The sequence below is a fragment of the Rothia sp. ND6WE1A genome, from assembly GCF_001683935.1.
Lineage (GTDB): Bacteria > Actinomycetota > Actinomycetes > Actinomycetales > Micrococcaceae > Rothia > Rothia amarae.
Genome location: NZ_LXTU01000008.1, coordinates 1 through 14,645 on the forward strand (window position 1 = coordinate 1; position 14,645 = coordinate 14,645).

The 14,645-nt window shown below is 50.2% G+C and carries 15 protein-coding genes; 11 read left to right on the top strand and 4 right to left on the bottom strand.

Features of this window, described 5'->3' with window-relative positions; all coding sequences use genetic code 11:
- Positions 1-554: 554 nt before the first annotated feature.
- The 5 genes from nrdH to nrdF all read left to right on the top strand — a co-directional run bounded on the left by nrdH (position 555) and on the right by nrdF (position 5,173).
- Positions 555-779, top strand: coding sequence for a glutaredoxin-like protein NrdH (nrdH, locus tag A7E48_RS00980; RefSeq protein ID WP_068168292.1), 225 nt, complete (start codon positions 555-557; stop codon positions 777-779).
- Positions 780-890: 111 nt separating this feature from the next.
- Positions 891-1,361 (top strand): class Ib ribonucleoside-diphosphate reductase assembly flavoprotein NrdI, encoded by a 471-nt coding sequence (nrdI, locus tag A7E48_RS00985; RefSeq protein ID WP_068168295.1) that lies wholly within the window; start codon positions 891-893, stop codon positions 1,359-1,361.
- Positions 1,362-1,405: 44 nt separating this feature from the next.
- On the top strand, positions 1,406-3,505 hold the full coding sequence (gene nrdE, locus A7E48_RS00990) for a class 1b ribonucleoside-diphosphate reductase subunit alpha (protein WP_068168326.1): 2,100 nt from the start codon (positions 1,406-1,408) through the stop codon (positions 3,503-3,505).
- Between the two features lie 121 nt (positions 3,506-3,626).
- Complete coding sequence (locus A7E48_RS00995; protein WP_068168297.1) at positions 3,627-4,097, top strand: MarR family winged helix-turn-helix transcriptional regulator; 471 nt, start codon at positions 3,627-3,629, stop codon at positions 4,095-4,097.
- Positions 4,098-4,198: 101 nt separating this feature from the next.
- The gene (nrdF, locus tag A7E48_RS01000; RefSeq protein WP_068168300.1) at positions 4,199-5,173 is read left to right on the top strand and encodes a class 1b ribonucleoside-diphosphate reductase subunit beta; all 975 of its coding nucleotides are present in this window, start codon (positions 4,199-4,201) and stop codon (positions 5,171-5,173) included.
- A gap of 67 nt (positions 5,174-5,240) precedes the next feature.
- Here nrdF and A7E48_RS01005 read toward each other — a convergent pair whose 3' ends face one another.
- Entirely contained in the window at positions 5,241-5,714 is a 474-nt protein-coding gene (locus tag A7E48_RS01005) for a Topology modulation protein (protein WP_068168303.1), read from the bottom strand.
- A gap of 60 nt (positions 5,715-5,774) precedes the next feature.
- Here A7E48_RS01005 and A7E48_RS01010 point away from each other — a divergent pair, with 60 nt between their 5' ends.
- The 3 genes from A7E48_RS01010 to A7E48_RS01020 are packed head-to-tail and all read left to right on the top strand — an operon-like array spanning position 5,775 to position 8,262.
- Complete coding sequence (locus A7E48_RS01010) at positions 5,775-6,623, top strand: GNAT family N-acetyltransferase (protein WP_068168306.1); 849 nt, start codon at positions 5,775-5,777, stop codon at positions 6,621-6,623.
- A gap of 38 nt (positions 6,624-6,661) precedes the next feature.
- On the top strand, positions 6,662-7,348 hold the full coding sequence (locus tag A7E48_RS01015) for a lipoate--protein ligase family protein (RefSeq protein WP_068168309.1): 687 nt from the start codon (positions 6,662-6,664) through the stop codon (positions 7,346-7,348).
- Positions 7,348-8,262 (top strand): SOS response-associated peptidase, encoded by a 915-nt coding sequence (locus A7E48_RS01020; RefSeq protein ID WP_068168311.1) that lies wholly within the window; start codon positions 7,348-7,350, stop codon positions 8,260-8,262. The genes A7E48_RS01015 and A7E48_RS01020 overlap by 1 nt, the downstream gene beginning before the upstream one ends.
- An 83-nt stretch (positions 8,263-8,345) precedes the next feature.
- Here A7E48_RS01020 and A7E48_RS01025 read toward each other — a convergent pair whose 3' ends face one another.
- Positions 8,346-8,858 (bottom strand): GNAT family N-acetyltransferase, encoded by a 513-nt coding sequence (locus A7E48_RS01025; protein WP_233125930.1) that lies wholly within the window; start codon positions 8,856-8,858, stop codon positions 8,346-8,348.
- A gap of 179 nt (positions 8,859-9,037) precedes the next feature.
- Between A7E48_RS01025 and A7E48_RS01030 the strand changes: the two genes are divergently transcribed.
- Complete coding sequence (locus A7E48_RS01030; protein ID WP_068168317.1) at positions 9,038-9,886, top strand: fumarylacetoacetate hydrolase family protein; 849 nt, start codon at positions 9,038-9,040, stop codon at positions 9,884-9,886.
- A 15-nt stretch (positions 9,887-9,901) separates the two neighbouring features.
- Here the strand turns inward: A7E48_RS01030 and A7E48_RS10670 are convergent, their stop codons facing one another.
- Together A7E48_RS10670 and A7E48_RS10905 are read right to left on the bottom strand one after the other, a co-directional pair.
- Positions 9,902-10,849, bottom strand: coding sequence for a hypothetical protein (locus A7E48_RS10670; protein WP_141669326.1), 948 nt, complete (start codon positions 10,847-10,849; stop codon positions 9,902-9,904).
- Positions 10,850-10,959: 110 nt separating this feature from the next.
- Complete coding sequence (locus A7E48_RS10905) at positions 10,960-11,676, bottom strand: DUF6318 family protein (RefSeq protein WP_141669327.1); 717 nt, start codon at positions 11,674-11,676, stop codon at positions 10,960-10,962.
- A 308-nt stretch (positions 11,677-11,984) separates the two neighbouring features.
- Here A7E48_RS10905 and thrS point away from each other — a divergent pair, with 308 nt between their 5' ends.
- Together thrS and A7E48_RS01050 are read left to right on the top strand one after the other, a co-directional pair.
- Positions 11,985-13,997 (top strand): threonine--tRNA ligase, encoded by a 2,013-nt coding sequence (gene thrS / locus A7E48_RS01045; RefSeq protein WP_068168322.1) that lies wholly within the window; start codon positions 11,985-11,987, stop codon positions 13,995-13,997.
- 15 nt (positions 13,998-14,012) lie between these two features.
- Positions 14,013-14,411 carry a DUF262 domain-containing protein gene (locus tag A7E48_RS01050; RefSeq protein WP_068168323.1) on the top strand — a complete coding sequence of 133 codons (399 nt, stop codon included), beginning with the start codon at positions 14,013-14,015 and terminating at the stop codon, positions 14,409-14,411.
- Positions 14,412-14,645 lie beyond the last annotated feature (234 nt).

Genomic DNA, 14,645 nt, shown 5'->3' on the forward strand with positions numbered 1-14,645 from the left:
CTAACCCAAAATAGTACGAATGGCGGTTCACGAATCTCAAGCCGATTCGAGAACCGCCAAAACTCTTTAAGTACCCAAAATATTCCACGTGTGCAACCCCCCCTGAAGCCGACACCCCCGAAAAAAAATTAAGGCAAAAATTTTGACTCAACAGGGGAGCGGTTTCAAGTTAAATGCCTGGTTGAAGCGAATTCCGCGAGAACACGCGGCAGTGTTCCAAACACTACCCAGAAAGGGCCCACAGATGTGAGCAAGAGCCCCACCAAGCGATAGCCCAAGCAACAATGTGGATAACCCAACCAGAAACCCGCAAACAAGCCTGAGTAGCTGTGGATTAAAAAATATTCCCACAATTTATAGTCAGAAACCACACTATATTGGGGTATGTATTTCCAGCTAACACTAGATATAGTATTAACCGTTATGAGGAGCCCCTAGAGAATCCCCTATAAAAACCGGCCACAACCCGGTTCCAAACGCTCATTCTCGTTCCTCTCCCCACCATTCACCGCAGATATCGGACGCCCCACAACGCGCCCTCAAGGAGCTAAACAATGTCAGTTACGGTCTATACCAAACCCGCATGCGTTCAATGCAACATGACCTACCGCGCACTGGATAAAAACGGCATTGATTACACCACCGTTGATGTAACCGAAGACGCCGCAGCGCTCGCTCGCATTAAGGAGCTCGGCTACATGCAGGCGCCGGTAGTTATCGCTGGAGATGAACACTGGTCAGGTTTCCAGCCCGACCGCATCAACGCTTTGGCATCCTAGCTCCACCCGCTGCCGTGTCATCGTCGTCCTTGAAGGATTAAGAAAGAGCACGGTAGCTTAGCTAGCCGCTCACGAGGCAGCACCCGTGTTTCTTCCCAGGAGATGACGAACATGGAATCCCAAGTACTTCAGGCGCAGCCAGAAAATGAACAAACTGGCGAACCCTGCATCGTGTACTTTTCATCGGTTTCAGAAAACACCCACAAGTTCATAGTAAAAACAGGTATAGACAGTATCCGTTTGCCCCTCAAAACCTCCGGTGAAACACCGTTGGTTCACCACCCCTATGTGCTCTGCGTACCCAGTTACGGTAGACCTGGGGGAGCCGGATCCGTACCTCCTCAAGCAGTAAAATTTCTCAACCAGCCCGGCAACCGGAAACTCCTCCGAGGAGTTATCGGCGCCGGTAATACAAATTTTGGATCGCTCTTTTGCATTGCAGCTGACAAAATAGCCGCAAAGTGCGACGTCCCGGTGCTCTACAAGTTCGAACTCATGGGCACCACCGAAGATGTAGAAAACGTACAAGAAGGATTGAAAGCATTTTGGAGAAGCAACTCTCTGTACCCCGCCACACTATAGAACCCGGCCACGACGATCCCTCAACCCCCGAAAAATTTCGCGGTATGGGTTACCACGAGCTCAATGCTCTATTGAACCTCTACGATGAGCAAGGCAATATTCAATTCGACGCCGACCGTCAGGCAGCACGCCAGTACTTCTTGCAGCACATCAACAACAACACCGTTTTCTTCCACGATCTCGAAGAAAAACTGGAATACCTCGTACAGCACCAGTACTACGAGCAGGAAGTCTTTGATCAGTACAGCCTGGACTTTGTCAAAGAACTTTCTAAGTTCGCATATTCTTTCAAATTTCGTTTTCCCACCTTTCTCGGAGCTTTCAAGTTCTACACTTCCTACGCGCTGAAGACCTTCGATGGCCAGCGCTACCTCGAACGCTTCGAAGACCGCGTGGTCATGGTTGCGCTACTTCTTGCAGAAGGCAATGAAGAGCTCGCCAAGGAAATCGTAAAAGAAGTTATTTCTGGACGATTCCAGCCAGCAACCCCCACCTTCCTCAACGCTGGTAAAAAGCAACGTGGTGAACTTGTCTCCTGCTTCCTGCTCCGCATCGAAGACAATATGGAGTCCATCGGTCGCTCCATTAACTCGGCATTGCAGCTTTCCAAGCGTGGTGGCGGTGTGGCTTTCGCGCTGACCAACCTGCGTGAAGCTGGAGCTCCCATTAAGAAAATTGAAAACCAGTCTTCGGGCGTTATTCCTGTGATGAAGCTTTTGGAAGACTCCTTCTCTTACGCTAACCAGCTCGGTGCCCGCCAGGGTGCAGGTGCCGTATATCTGCATGCGCACCACCCCGATATCTACTCCTTCTTGGATACCAAGCGCGAAAATGCTGATGAGAAGATTCGCATTAAGACTCTTTCTCTTGGCGTCGTGATTCCCGATATCACTTTCGAGCTGGCAAAGCGTAACGAGGACATGTACCTCTTCTCGCCCTACGATGTCGAACGAATCTACGGTGTGCCTTTCTCAGACATTAATGTCTCTGAAAAGTACTACGAAATGGTAGACGACGCGCGCATCAAGAAGACCAAGATTAATGCTCGCGAATTCTTCACCACTCTGGCTGAAATTCAGTTCGAATCCGGTTATCCCTATGTCATGTTTGAAGACACCGTGAACAAGGCGAACCCCATCGAGGGCAAGGTTATTATGTCTAACCTGTGTTCTGAGATTCTCCAGGTGTCAGAGCCTTCGAAGTACCACCCTGATTTGGGTTATGAGACCATCGGTAAGGATATTTCGTGCAACTTGGGCTCGCTGAATATCGCACTGACCATGGACGGCGGCGATATTGGAAAGACTGTGAATGCGGCTATTCGTTCGTTGACTTCGGTATCTGATCAGTCCGATATCCGCTCGGTACCCTCTATCGAGCGCGGTAACAGCATGTCCCATGCGGTCGGTTTGGGCCAGATGAACCTCCACGGCTTTTTGGCGCGTGAACTTATCTACTACGGTTCCGAAGAAGCATTGGATTTCACCAATATTTATTTCTACACGGTGACTTACCATGCGATTCAGGCTTCGATGGAGATTGCTCGCGAACGCGGGGAGACCTTTGCAGGGTTTGAGAATTCAGATTATGCAAATGGAGCCTACTTTACTAAGTACATTGAAAAGGAATGGAAGCCTGAGACTGCTCGCACCGCTGAGCTCTTTGAGGGGCACCATATTCCGACTCAAGAAGACTGGAAGAAGCTGGCAGCGGATGTCGCTGAACATGGTATGTACAACCAGAACCTGCAGGCTGTGCCCCCCACCGGTTCTATTTCTTACATCAATGGTTCAACCTCGTCGATTCACCCCATCGCGTCGAAGATTGAAATTCGTAAAGAAGGCAAACTGGGGCGCGTGTACTACCCGGCACCGTTTATGAACAATGAGAACCTGGATTACTACCAGGATGCCTACGAGATCGGGTACGAAAAGATTATTGATACCTATGCTGTGGCAACCCAGCACGTTGATCAGGGTCTGTCTTTGACTCTGTTCTTCAAGGACACTGCGACTACTCGTGACGTGAATAAAGCGCAGATTTACGCATGGCGCAAGGGTATTAAGACCATTTACTACTCGCGTATTCGCCAGTTGGCGCTAGAGGGTACTGAAGTTGAAGGTTGCGTATCCTGCATGCTGTAGGTTTATGCTAAATGTCCCGTCTGCTGTGTTGAGCAGGCGGGACTTTTCTTTAGCGTAAATGATTACTAGCAGTATTATGTATATAACTGATAAGTTAAACTGATTATTTTTGGATGGCGCTATGAGAAAATTTTTAGAAGATGACGCGCGCAACCTCCATTACGTGGTGTTCAGAATGCATCGACGTCTGCGCAACGAATCCCTGCACGAATCCCCGCTAACTGTTTCAGAAGAAACGGTGCTCTTGGCTCTGTCTGCACAGCCGAATCAGACGGGGGCAGAGCTGGCGCGATTTCAACGTATTACTCCACAGTCAACACATATGCTGGTTAAGAACCTAACTCGAAGGGGTTATATTTCTTCTCACAAGAGCAGCCTCGATCGACGTCGCAAAGAGCTAGTTCTCACCGAACTGGGGGAGCGGCTCATCTCTGCCATTGAGCTCAAAAGACTCAAATGGATTCAAGAGAAAGTCGATGCTGAGCTAACCGCGGAGGAAGCTAACACTGTGCTTAAAGCGTTACCTCTGCTACGTCGCCTGGTTGATAGACCCCTCGAAAGTGCGGAGAAGAAACTTCTCCGCGAGCACTAGAGAATATTCTCACTTTCAATTTCAAGAGCTGTCTCGCACTGGTCGAACGTGCGAGAATAGATAAAACCGATTATCACTTTTTCAAGGAGTTTCCCGCTGTTATGAGCGAAAAAGTCGAACTAGTTCACCACGTCGAAGCCATCAACTGGAACCGCATTGAGGATGAAAAAGACCTCGAGGTGTGGGATCGTTTGACCTCGAACTTCTGGCTGCCCGAGAAAGTGCCGCTGTCCAACGACGTCCAGTCGTGGAAGACTCTGACTGATGAAGAAAAGCAGCTCACCATGCGCGTCTTCACTGGTTTGACCCTGCTGGATACCATCCAGGGTACTGTGGGTGCGGTTTCGTTACTGCCCGATGCTGTTACGGCTCATGAAGAAGCGGTTTACACCAACATTGCGTTTATGGAGTCGGTGCACGCGAAGTCTTATTCTTCGATTTTCTCCACCCTGTGCTCGACCAAGGAAATCGACGAGGTTTTCCGCTGGTCCACCGAGAACGAGCATCTGCAGAAAAAGGCTAACATCGTCATGGATTACTACCAGGGTGATGATCCGCTCAAGAAAAAGGTAGCTTCAACTCTGCTGGAATCTTTCTTGTTCTACTCTGGCTTCTATCTGCCGATGTACTGGTCTTCACACGCCAAGCTGACTAACACTGCTGATTTGATTCGCTTGATTATTCGCGATGAAGCTGTACACGGCTACTACATTGGTTACAAGTATCAGCGTGCTTTGGAGAAGGAAAGCCCTGAGCGCCAGCAGGAACTGAAGGACTACACCTTCGACTTACTGTACGAGCTATACGAAAACGAAGTTCAGTACACCCACTCGCTGTACGACGGCGTGGGACTGTCTGAAGATGTGAAGAAATTCTTGCACTACAACGCCAACAAGGCGCTGATGAACCTGGGTTATGAAGCGATGTTCCCTGCATCGGTAACCAACGTGTCACCTGCGATTCTTTCAGCGCTTTCCCCGAATGCCGATGAGAACCACGACTTCTTCTCCGGTTCAGGTTCTTCCTACGTGATGGGTAAAGCTGTCAATACTGAAGATGAGGACTGGGACTTCTAAGTTCCTCATTCTTTAAAAGATGCCACCTCAATCGTAAAATTGCGGCGGCATCTTTTCATATCTTCGATTAGTTTTTTCGAATTGTAATTTTGTTGGGATATTGCCGAGCAATATCAAGGTATTGCTGACGACGCGCGGGCCGGCATCCGTCCCAGAATACCCAGCGGATGAATTCGAAGGTGAACTTTTCGGGGCATCCGTCTGTCATCTCGGGTCTGGGGGTGCCGAGATGCTGAGCAGTTCTGCGCAAAACTCGGAAAAGTCGAATCCAGCGATTGGTCATCAGAATATAAATTTGGTCGGCTTCATCCATCCGGCGTTCAAAGTGTAGATAGGAATAGGAACCTTCAATGACCCAATCTTGATGGGTATCCATGAACTCGCCGAGAAGGGCGCGCTCTTCCTGGGGATCTCGTTCGACCCAGCCGGGTAAGAAATGTAGAGAATCGAGATGAACCACAGGCAACTGATGCTCGGCACCGAGTTGTTGAGCTAGTGTTGATTTCCCGCTACCAGAGAATCCGAGAATTGCGATTTTCATGGATGTTAGCCTACTCTGGCGAGAGATGAACGGACAAAACATGAGCGAAGGTTGGCGAGGATGGGGCGAATCGAATCCTATGCTGCGATAAAAACAATTGTGCAGCAGCAGCTTGAAGCAGATCACTGCTTGGCAGCGGGAGATTTAGCTAAAGCGCAAACTGAGAACGAGCTTCTTGTTAGTGCGCCTCGTCAAGAAATTGCGGACATGGAGCCCCACCGCCGTCGGTTTGAAGATCATTTTGAGTTGCGTCTTTCCAACTATCGTGGGACGACGTTACTTTGTGCTGAGCACGAGCGAGTTCGGCAAGAAATCACTCAGCTTTTGGCGGGCGACGGCGGTCAGTGGATGGGAGATTATGCGAAGCTTCGCAAGATAAACGACTTCTTGACTCCTTATGCATTGCAGAATACGGGAACCGCGCTGTACTTTACGCCCTCTCGACAGCTCGTGGAGTTCCCTCTTGACCTCCACGTACCCCAGAATTATGAGGTTCGGGAGCTCACACCCAAGCAATGGCAGATTTTCGCAGATGATGCACGATTCTCTAATGCCTTAGGATTCAACGACCTACGCCCTGATACCGCTGTTTTGGTTGCTCTGTTCCAGGGAGAAACAGTGGGAATGGCAGGTGCCAGCGAGGACTCTGACCGTATGTGGCAAATTGGTATTGACGTTGTACCTGAACACAGGCATAGCGGAGTGGGAACCCTGCTTGTTCAAAAATTGGCACGAATATCCCTGGACCGTGGATTCGTTCCGTTCTACGGAACTTCGCCCTCACATATTGTTTCGCAGAATCTTGCTCTTCGGGCGGGATTTGAACCGGCATGGTGGGAGTTTGTGTCCAGTTCATTGTTGGACGTTCCTGTAGGGTCTCAACCTTCCAAGGTTCAGTACACCAACTAATGGGTATGCTCCTAATTAATCTTTGAGATAATCAATGCATGCAGATTATCCGAGATACTAACCTGCCCGGTTCGCACCTGTTCCCTTTTGCCGAATCGGTTGATTTTCTGCGTGCTGTAGGGCGAGGGGGGCAGCCCTCAACCTTGCGAATGTATCAACCTGCCCCCAACGTCGCTTTTGGACGACGCGATGAACTTAACCCTCGATTTTCGACGGCACAGCAAGCGTGTAAAGATTATGGTTTCGTACCTCAGGTGAGACCCGTGGGTGGGCATGCGGCGGCATATCACAGCGGATGCCTGATTATCGATCATTTTCAGGCAGATGCGGACGCCGTCAGCGGGAACATGAAACGGTTCATCGAATTCGGGCAAATGTTTACCGATTCGCTAAGAACTCTGGATGTACAAGCTCAGATAGGTGAGATCGAAGGGGAGTACTGCCCCGGTGAGCACTCGGTTCATATTCTCCTACCCGACGCAACACCTACAAAGATCATCGGCACTGCCCAGCGTGTGGTGTCGGGCGCTTGGTGGTTTAGTACCGGCATCGTTGTAACGAATAGTGAGCCTCTACGGGATGTCACCACCGCCGTCTATCGGGACCTTGGATTACCGTTCAAACCATCCACCGTTGGAGCACTGACCGATGCCAACCCCCTGATTGCTATCGAGGACGTCGAAGACGCAGTCCTTGAATCGCTTAACCAGCGAGGATATTGCTAATGTGCGGACGCTACGTACTTGAATTCGACCATGATCTTTATGTGGGCGGTCGCAAAGTAGGAACTGATATTTACAATTTCAACGTTGCCCCTACCACTACAGTGCCCATCTTGATTGACCGCATCAATCCAGAGAGCATAGACCAAGAATCAGGAACCTTAGATTCTGGCTCAGACACCTCAAACATCAACCGCGAATTACATGCTGCCCGATGGGGGCTCCTTCCCAGTTGGGCTAAGGACGCTAGTTTCTCTTCACGAGCTTTTAACGCACGAAGCGAAACTGTATTCGAAAAACCCACCTTTCGAAATGCAGCGGTTAACGGTCACTGCGCCATACCGGTTACCGGTTACTATGAGTGGAAAACTCAAGAGACCGCCGCAGGTAAAAAGCAGAAGAGCCCCTATTTCATTCACCGCAACGATGGCAAGCCCATTTACTTTGCCGGACTCTATGAATGGTGGAAAATTACCAAAGCGGAATCAGAGAACCCCCGCTCACCCTATACTGGTCAAGAGGGGCAGTGGCTGCTGAGTTGCTCTATTATCACCATGGACTCACCCGATGAATTCGCGATTGCTGAGCTCTCTGCGGAAGGCCTTGATGATGCTCCAGCCATGCAACTAAGCCAGCTTCACGACAGACTTCCTGTACCCCTGCATTTCGATGGTTCAGAGAACGACGCGCTCACGCGGTGGCTTCGGAGCGGAAGGATAGCAGGGGAAATGAACGTACCCTCTGCTGGAATGCTCACGGTGAGCGCACGTGAATCCCTGCACGACATTATGACGAATGCCTATCGGCAGACAACCCAATGGACCATGCATCCGGTGAGCAATGCCGTCGGGAATGTGCGCAACAACGGCCCCGAATTGATTGAACCGGTCGAAGATTTGCTGAGCGGAATGCACTAGGTCTTGACCGCTCATTTGGGTAGAAAGAACCCCGGCTCCTGAGAAGATAACCGGGGTTCTGAGGCTCTATGGCTCGTCGGGTTTTAGTAAAGATCCTCATCAGCTGGCTGCCAACGATGAAAATCCAAGGTCAGGTATAGGGCAAGTGCTGGCGCGTTAGTCTCAGGTATACGAACGGTCACTTCTTCGAAACCGTTGTTCTTCATCGACGTCATTGCTTCACGAATAAGTTTTTCAGCAATACCCTGACGCCGACGAGACGCCGCAGTGACCAACTCAAAAATGGTGGGGACATCCGAGGGCTCGACGTCATCCTTACGGTTCTTTAGGCACAGCGCGGCGGCAATAACGCGTCCATTTTCATCAACCACTACTGGGGAAGCCTCGGCAAAAAAATCGCCCTTCTCACCGGCGAAAACAGCTTCTAGCTCTTTTTGTGCATCAGCTTGTGTGGGGTAGAGGCGGCTCTCGTAGGAGGTAAATAGCAGACGAGCCAACGCTTCACAATCGGTGGATTCTGCAGAGCGGGTGCTCAGCGCCGAATCGGGCGTGAACGTATCAGTGTGAGAAACGAGAGTAATCATGCGTTCCATCATTGCCTCCTGAGTTTCTAATTAGGGTGGTGAAATATCTTAAGAGTAACTGCATTTCAGCCATAGCCAACAAATATTTCGGAAAATTCTTGGTAGCCAAACGATAAATATTTACCTCATCAAGATACTCTGACTAGGGTTAAAGCTCTATTTCAACGTGTTTAAGAAGCGAGGGAAGAAATATGAAGTGGGCGCAAATCAGACCGGAGCATGGGACTAATACGGCTGTCTGCCTGCTGGATGAGCGCGTCTTTGCATTTAACCGCACGCTCGATGCCATGGTGGCGGAGGGGGAGCTAAATGTGATTCACAGCCTTGGTGATGTTGAGAACGCAGGCGGAGAGGAGTTGCACGCTGATTGGAACGAGCTTCCTTTCACACGACCGTTTACCCGGCCCGGCAAAATTCTCTGTGTGGGACTGAATTTTACCGACCACGCAGAAGAAGTGGGTGCACCTCTTCCTGAATATCCCACCATTTTCACCAAGTACTCCAACGCGCTCATAGGGCCCGGAGAGGATATTCAATTACCTGCTGAATCCAACAAAATCGACTGGGAAGTAGAGCTCTGCGCAGTAATCGGCGCATCCACTCGACGGGTTAGCCCGGAGGACGCTCGCGCATCCATCCTGGGTTATACGATACTCAACGATATTTCGGTGCGCGACTGGCAAGGTAGAACCAGCGAATGGTTTCAGGGAAAAAACTGGGATAGAAGCACACCGTTTGGGCCAGCTATCGTCACGGCAGACTCGTTAGATCCCGCTGAAGGGCTTTCCATGCAGTGCAGCGTAGACGGTGTGCTCAGGCAAAACGGCACTACTGCCAACATGATTTTCAGTGCCGAAGAAGTCATATCCTATATCTCTACTTTTATGACGCTTGAACCCGGTGATCTGGTCGCTCTCGGCACACCGGCAGGAGTGGGGCTTTCGCTACGTCCCAGGCAGTGGCTGTCAGATGGACAAACGGCGACGTGCACTATCGAAGGGATTGGCACTCTCGCCAACACATGTAGGGCAGAGAGCTAAACTCTTTGGAGCGAACTACTTCTTGGATGTAGGGCAACCGTATGCCGATGGGTTTTTCACACACGAATCTTCGACGTTTCCCGAAGTTACCCGCCATATCTGCACAGTCTGTGGCGCCGACGTCCTATCCGACGTACCTGCAATCACCTGCCACGGACCGCCCGGCACACGAAATTCACCGCGGAACGTGGTGGTGACTGTATAGGTGTAATCGCCAGGAGTCGAATATTGGTGGCTGGTTGGTGTCTTCACATCCCACTGCTCGGCCACGGAATGGCCGGGATTGGTCGTAGTCACCACGGTGCCGTCGCCGTAATCGAAAGTATATGAGACAGGAATCGCTTTGATTTCCACTTGTTCGCCCATCACATCTTCTGTGAAGGTTTGCTCACCTGATTGGGCGAAAATGTTGGTGTTGTAGTTCTTCAACGAGTGCGGTGCGTTATCCATGGTCAAAGACGCCGGTTTGATGGGCTGGTTCTCAAAATCTTCGGCAGAAACCGGAATCACGATGGGTTCTACTTCGATTTTCTCACCCGTTACCTCATCGACTACCACCACGGGTTCACCTGCCGGGGCATTTGCGGGTATACACGCGAGGTTGCCTACCGCGTCCGTTTCAAATGAACCCGTACCCTCGGTTTCGCCCACCGGCAGAGGAATCGCGGTCATCCGACCGGCAGCGCCTTTGCCGCTGTTCGTCATGCACCCCTGACCGGCAAGGGTTCCGCCCCGACGACCGGAACCATTCGACTGAGCATCATCGGAAGCGATGCGCGGGACGGTGTAATCAGAACCGTTTCGAGCGGGTTGCAGAGCAATTTTGTGCATTGCTGTTTGAAGAGAAGAACCTATATATTTGCTGACGCTAGATGAAGAGCTGGTTCTCTGATAATTAGTGATGTGTTCAGATTCCTTAGAGATTTCTCCAAAATCTGAAATATCAATACCTCGATTACTCATGTTTGCTATCGAGGAGGGAGCCTCTGCACCAGAAGCTGTAGATATAGGAAGCGCAATCAAGGTTAGTACAAAATAACTTATAACTTTTCGTTGACCAGTATTGAGCATTATCATTGCCCAACAACTGATTGGTCTAGTACATACCAGTTACCATCATCTGCAAACTGAATCTGGAGTGCATACCCAGTCTTGTTATCTTCTGACAGTTTTAGCGCTTCATATTTACCATCTAAGACCGCAAGTGCATCATTAGTCTGATAGTTGATAGGAACGACATAATAGCCATCACCTAAACTCTGAACCTTAGTGATATCAAACTGCGGATTTGAGATACCGCCCGCCATCCAACCATCTTGGGCATAGAGCTTCTTCCAGGATTCAAAATTTCTTGCAGCAGCTTCATATTTTGCTGAAGTGAACTTTTCAATTTCAGTAGTATCACCAGTCTGAACCGCATAATTATTTAGGTCATTCCAGTAGTAAATGAACTTCTCCATTGCTTCTGGCGTCTCAACGTCCATACCCTCTGGTTTTATGGGCTTAGGAACATTCTGAGCCGGACCGTGCTCGTCGGCAGGCTTGTATTTTCCGTTCGTTGCATCTGCTAAAGATTTCTCTGAGCTTGAAGCGGTTGCAGATTGATCAGGGTGTGCAGAAGAGTTCTGGGACGAAGAAGGACTCGTGCTGGCGGAAGTTGAACTGGAAGATGCTGTTGCATTTGCGTCAGACGACTCGCTATTTGAGCCACACCCCACGAAGAGGAGAGACGCGAGCAGCGCCGTGCTCGTCGTCGTCAGAAATTTAGAGGTGGGGAGTGAACGAGACATCGAAATGCCTTTCAAGTAGAGCCAAACAGTATGTGTAGTTGCTCCACAGACTAGCCAATAACAAGCAAACCGAGAATCGAACAAAATCACCGATTCAGGGCTACTAGGCAATATAACGGAATGTGAAGCGCCTCTCACACAAATGGGTACAGGAAAAACTTCAAAAACTTTTGCACCTGTGGATAACTCAAACGAAGACAACACCTTGAGCCTGCAGATAAACTAAGAAAGATTCGTACCCTCGTACCGTGCGAATAAACCGACAGCGTGCCCTTCGTACGGGTGCGCACCACTACAAAAGGAGACAGATGTCTGTCGAAAATATTTCCGTAAGCGTATCCGGCGAAAACAAGAACGTTGAAGCTGGCACCACTGCAGCGGACCTTTTTGCGGAAGACCGCGAAATCGTCGTCGCTCGAGTAAACGACGTGCTGGTGGATCTATCCCACACCCTTGCGGACGGCGATACCGTAGTTCCGGTATCTATCCATGAAGAAGACGGACTCAACGTGTTGCGCCACTCGGCTGCTCACGTGATGGCGCAGGCTGTGCAGGAATACCGCAAAGACTCCAAGCTCGGCATCGGTCCTTACATCACTGACGGTTTCTACTTTGACTTCGACGTCGAAGAACCCTTCACCCCCGAGGATCTCAAAAAACTTGAGAAGTCCATGATGAAAATTATCAAGTCGGGTCAGAAATTCCAGCGCCGCGTAGTTTCCCATGAAGAAGCTGTAGCTGAAATGGCAGATGAGCCTTACAAGCTAGAACTTCTCAACCTGCAGCAGGGCCCGGGTTCTGGCGCTGAAGCCGCAGAAGGTGCGTCGCAGGAAGTCGGCGGCGGCGAAATCACCATCTATGACAACGTGAATCCTAAGACCGGTGAAATCATCTGGAAAGATCTTTGCCGCGGACCTCACCTGCCAAACACCAAGCTGATTGCAAACGGTTACGCTCTGATGCGTGCCGGCGGTGCATACTGGCGCGGTTCGGAAAAGAACCCTATGCTGCAGCGCATTTACGGTACCGCTTGGCCCACCAAGGATGAATTGGTTGCCTACAAGGAGCGCATTGCTGAGGCAGAGCGTCGCGACCACCGTCGTCTGGGCGAAGAACTCGATTTGTTCTCGTTCCCCAAGACCATTGGTCCCGGTCTTCCCGCCATTCACCCCAAGGGTGGCGTTATTCTGCGCGAAATGGAAGATTATGTGCGCGCACGCCACATTGAAGAGGGCTTTGAATATGTAAAGACCCCGCATATCTCCAAGGAAGACCTGTTCTATACTTCAGGTCATTTGCCCTACTATGCTGACGGCATGTTCCCACCCATGGATCCTGATAACGGTGCGGCTTTGTACCGTTTGAAGGCTATGAACTGCCCCATGCATAACGAGATTTTCCGGTCACGCGGGCGTTCATACCGCGAGTTGCCCCTGCGTCTGTTCGAATTTGGCACCGTGTACCGTGACGAAAAGTCAGGCGTACTGCAGGGTTTGACCCGCGTTCGTATGATTACTCAGGACGATTCGCACAGCTATGTGACCAAAGAACAGGCGCCGGACGAGATTCGCCACCTGCTGAAGTTCATGCTGTCCCTTCTGGAAGATTTCGGTATGACCGACTTCTATCTAGAGCTTTCGACCCGCGATACCGAGGGCGATAAGAAGGATAAGTTCATTGGTACCGATGAGCAGTGGGACGAGGCGACTAAGGTACTTGAGGACGTCGCGAAATCGACCGGACTTGAACTCGTGGCTGACCCAGGTGGAGCTGCGTTCTACGGTCCTAAGATCTCGGTTCAGGCGAAAGACGCGATTGGCCGTACCTGGCAGATGTCCACCGTGCAGTATGACTTCAACCAGCCCAAGCGTTTCGGTTTGGAGTACCAGGCTTCGGACGGTTCCCGTCAGGAACCCGTGATGATTCACTCGGCTAAGTTCGGTTCGTTTGAACGATTCATGGGCGTGCTGACCGAACACTATGCGGGTGCGTTCCCAGCTTGGTTGGCTCCGGTTCAGGTGATTGGTGTTCCCGTGGCTGAGGCGTTCAACGATTACATGGCTGAGGTTGCGCAGAAACTGCGTGCTGAGGGCATTCGCGTTGAGGTCGATTACGGTACTGACCGCTTCCCCAAAAAGATTCGTAATGCTTCGAAGGAGAAGGCACCCTTCATTCTCATTGCCGGGGGAGAGGACGCCGAAAACGGCGCGGTTTCATTCCGCTTCCGTGATGGCTCCCAGGAGAACGGCGTGAAGATTGACGACGCCGTCGCACGCATCGTGGAACACGTGCGTGGGCGTGTGAATAGCGATCCTAGATAAGGAAAATAGAAAAACATGAACGATTTAACGGTTCGACAAATTATTGAAAAAGTACAAAATGGTCAATTAAGGATTCCAGCTTTTCAGCGTGGATTCGTTTGGGATCCAGATCAAGTGGCTTATCTTATGGATTCAATATATAAAGGATATCCATTTGGATCAGTAATACTCTGGAGAACAAGAACTCAGTTAAATACTGAGCGAAATCTTGGACCATTCGAATTACCGAATCCAGAAGAGGAGTTCCCTGTAGATTATGTACTAGACGGACAACAAAGATTGACATCCATTTTTGGTGTCTTTCAGAATGATATTGTTGCTGTAGAAAATGAAGATTCATCATGGACGCAAATCTATTATGATTTTGAATCTCCAAATAATATTCAAGAATCTAAGAGGCTTATTCAAAAGTAGGAACACACCCACACCCCACCAACTAGACAACGGCCCCACCAGCGGCAAAAATAAGAGGATTAAATCACTACAAATAACCTCAAGCCATACCGGAAGAACCGTTGCTCCACCAGCGTACAACAGGGCTCACACCTCAGCAATTCACCACGCTACTGACAGCCCTCACCTCTCATATCACCTGGGCAAAACCAGGCGGAAGACCACCAGCACTAACCCTGGCCCAGGGTCTTAAAG

Excerpts from the sequence above, each read along its gene's own strand:
- A7E48_RS01005 (WP_068168303.1), bottom strand. The coding sequence starts at position 5,714 with ATGAAAATCGCAATTCTCGGATTCTCTGGTAGCGGGAAATCAACACTA.
- A7E48_RS10905 (WP_141669327.1), bottom strand. The coding sequence starts at position 11,676 with ATGTCTCGTTCACTCCCCACCTCTAAATTTCTGACGACGACGAGCACG.
- A7E48_RS01030 (WP_068168317.1), top strand. The coding sequence starts at position 9,038 with ATGAAGTGGGCGCAAATCAGACCGGAGCATGGGACTAATACGGCTGTC.
- A7E48_RS10670 (WP_141669326.1), bottom strand. The coding sequence starts at position 10,849 with ATGAGTAATCGAGGTATTGATATTTCAGATTTTGGAGAAATCTCTAAG.
- A7E48_RS01050 (WP_068168323.1), top strand. The coding sequence starts at position 14,013 with ATGAACGATTTAACGGTTCGACAAATTATTGAAAAAGTACAAAATGGT.
- A7E48_RS00995 (WP_068168297.1), top strand. The coding sequence starts at position 3,627 with ATGAGAAAATTTTTAGAAGATGACGCGCGCAACCTCCATTACGTGGTG.
- thrS (WP_068168322.1), top strand. The coding sequence starts at position 11,985 with ATGTCTGTCGAAAATATTTCCGTAAGCGTATCCGGCGAAAACAAGAAC.
- nrdE (WP_068168326.1), top strand. The coding sequence starts at position 1,406 with ATGGGTTACCACGAGCTCAATGCTCTATTGAACCTCTACGATGAGCAA.
- A7E48_RS01020 (WP_068168311.1), top strand. The coding sequence starts at position 7,348 with ATGTGCGGACGCTACGTACTTGAATTCGACCATGATCTTTATGTGGGC.
- A7E48_RS01025 (WP_233125930.1), bottom strand. The coding sequence starts at position 8,858 with ATGATGGAACGCATGATTACTCTCGTTTCTCACACTGATACGTTCACG.
- nrdI (WP_068168295.1), top strand. The coding sequence starts at position 891 with ATGGAATCCCAAGTACTTCAGGCGCAGCCAGAAAATGAACAAACTGGC.
- nrdH (WP_068168292.1), top strand. The coding sequence starts at position 555 with ATGTCAGTTACGGTCTATACCAAACCCGCATGCGTTCAATGCAACATG.
- nrdF (WP_068168300.1), top strand. The coding sequence starts at position 4,199 with ATGAGCGAAAAAGTCGAACTAGTTCACCACGTCGAAGCCATCAACTGG.
- A7E48_RS01010 (WP_068168306.1), top strand. The coding sequence starts at position 5,775 with ATGGGGCGAATCGAATCCTATGCTGCGATAAAAACAATTGTGCAGCAG.
- A7E48_RS01015 (WP_068168309.1), top strand. The coding sequence starts at position 6,662 with ATGCAGATTATCCGAGATACTAACCTGCCCGGTTCGCACCTGTTCCCT.